2 protein-coding genes are annotated in these 2275 nt (G+C 72.9%); both read left to right on the top strand.

Annotated elements, in window-relative coordinates; translation table 11 throughout:
* Positions 1-75: 75 nt before the first annotated feature.
* Positions 76-1284, top strand: coding sequence for a glycine C-acetyltransferase (locus HYE82_RS36040; RefSeq protein ID WP_179178439.1), 1209 nt, complete (start codon positions 76-78; stop codon positions 1282-1284).
* 35 nt (positions 1285-1319) lie between these two features.
* Positions 1320-2234 carry a LysR family transcriptional regulator gene (locus HYE82_RS36035; protein ID WP_179178438.1) on the top strand — a complete coding sequence of 305 codons (915 nt, stop codon included), beginning with the start codon at positions 1320-1322 and terminating at the stop codon, positions 2232-2234.
* The last annotated feature ends 41 nt before the right edge of the window (positions 2235-2275 follow it).

The following is a 2275-nucleotide window of genomic DNA, read 5'->3' as shown; positions in this document are numbered from 1 at the left end:
CCCCTTCTTCGTGTCCCTCCCTCCCCCCTCCCTTCGTCTTCCTCCGCCGCGCGAGGAGAAAGAGAGCACCGCAGCATGTTCGAGACCGTCCGCGACGACCTTCGCGCCACCCTCGACGAGATCCGCTCCGCCGGCCTCCACAAGCCCGAGCGCGTCATCGGCACCCCGCAGAGCGCGGCCGTCGCCGTGACCGCCGGCGGTACCCCCGGCGAGGTCCTCAACTTCTGCGCCAACAACTACCTCGGCCTCGCCGACCACCCCGAGGTCATCGCCGCCGCCAAGGACGCCCTCGACCGCTGGGGCTACGGCATGGCCTCCGTCCGCTTCATCTGCGGCACGCAGGAGGTGCACAAGGAGCTGGAGGCGCGCCTGTCCTCCTTCCTCGGCCAGGAGGACACGATCCTCTACTCCTCCTGCTTCGACGCCAACGGCGGTGTCTTCGAGACCGTCCTCGGCGCCGAGGACGCGGTCATCTCCGACGCCCTCAACCACGCCTCGATCATCGACGGCATCCGCCTCTCCAAGGCCCGCCGCTTCCGCTACGCCAACCGCGACATGGCCGAGCTGGAAGCGCGCCTGAAGGAGGCCGACGAGGGCGGCGCCCGCCGCAAGCTGATCGTCACCGACGGCGTCTTCTCCATGGACGGCTACGTAGCCCCCCTGACCGAGATCTGCGACCTCGCCGACCGCTACGATGCCATGGTCATGGTCGACGACTCCCACGCCGTCGGCTTCGTCGGCCCCGGCGGCCGGGGCACCCCCGAGCTCCACGGCGTCATGGACCGCGTCGACATCATCACCGGCACCCTCGGCAAGGCCCTCGGCGGGGCGAGCGGCGGCTACGTGGCCGCGCGCGCCGAGATCGTCGAGCTGCTCCGCCAGCGTTCGCGTCCGTACCTCTTCTCGAACTCGCTGGCGCCGGTCATCGCGGCCGCCTCCCTCAAGGTCCTCGACCTGCTGGAGTCGGCGGGCGACCTGCGCGAGCGCCTCGCGGCCAACACCGCCCTCTTCCGCACGAAGATGACCGAGGCCGGCTTCGAGATCCTCCCCGGCGACCACGCCATCGCCCCCGTGATGATCGGCGACGCCGCCGAGGCGGGCCGCATGGCCGAGCTGCTGCTCGAACGCGGCGTGTACGTGATCGGCTTCTCGTACCCGGTCGTGCCCATGGGGCAGGCCCGGATCCGCGTACAGCTCTCGGCCGCGCACTCCACGGCCGACGTCGAGCGCGCCGTCGCCGCCTTCGTCGACGCCCGCGCGGCGCTCACCGAGGATCAGGGCTGACATCACGCGCTGACCAGGGCTGACATCATGGAGGGGTGATCGACCCCCGCCGGCTGCGCATCCTGCGAGCCGTGGCGGACCACCGAACGGTGACCGCCGCGGCCGCAGCCCTGTACCTCACTCCCTCCGCCGTCTCCCAGCAGCTCGCGGCGCTGGAACAGGAAACCGGGCACGCGCTCCTCACCCGCAGCGGGCGGGGCGTCCGGCTGACCGCGGCCGGCGAGATCCTGCTCGGGCACGCCCACGAGGTCCTGGCCCAGCTGGAGCGCGCCGAAGCCGAGCTCGCCGCATACGCGGGAGGGACCGCCGGCGAGGTCACCGTCGCTGCCTTCGCGACGGGCATCGCCGAAGTCCTCGCCCCCGCGATCGCCGGTCTCGCCCGCGAGCACCCGGGCATCCGGCTCCGGGTCCGGGACGCGGAGGGCGACGAAAGCCTGCCCATGCTGCTCGACGGCGAAGCGGACCTCGCGCTGGCCGTCGAGTACCGGGGCGCCCCGGGCGCCGACGACGGCCGGCTCTCGATCTTGCCGCTGTACGCCGAACCCTTCGACGCGGTGCTCCCGACGGGACACCCCCTGGCCGACCTGCCCGAGGTGGCCCTGGCCGACCTCTCCGGCTCGGACTGGGTGGGGCAGTATCCCGGGAACCCGTGCCACGACGTGACCCTGCTGGCATGCGAGCTGGCCGGCTTCCAGCCGCGGTTCCGGCACTTGTCCGACGACTTCCGGGCCGTCACGGCGCTGGTGGCCGCGGGCGTGGGGGTGGCCCTGGTCCCGCGTTCGGCGCTGCGGGGCATGGACCTCAAGGAAGTCCAGGTCCGCCCGGTCGCCGGCCCGGCGGCAACCCGCCGCGTCTTCGCCGCAACCCGCCGCGGCGCCGAAACCCACCCCCTGATCGCGCCGGTCCTGGCGGCGTTGGCACGGGAGGCGGAGCGGTTGCCGGCGCATTAGGAGCGGTTGCCGGCGCGTTGGTGGGTCGGTGGGTTGGGGGG

Source organism: Streptomyces sp. BR123, assembly GCF_013401435.1.
Classification (GTDB): Bacteria; Actinomycetota; Actinomycetes; order Streptomycetales; family Streptomycetaceae; genus Streptomyces.
Note: the sequence above shows the minus strand (reverse complement) of the source record. Positions and strands in the feature narration are given on the sequence as shown.

Coding starts and splice junctions, on each gene's coding strand:
- HYE82_RS36040 (WP_179178439.1), top strand. CDS start 76: ATGTTCGAGACCGTCCGCGACGACCTTCGCGCCACCCTCGACGAGATC.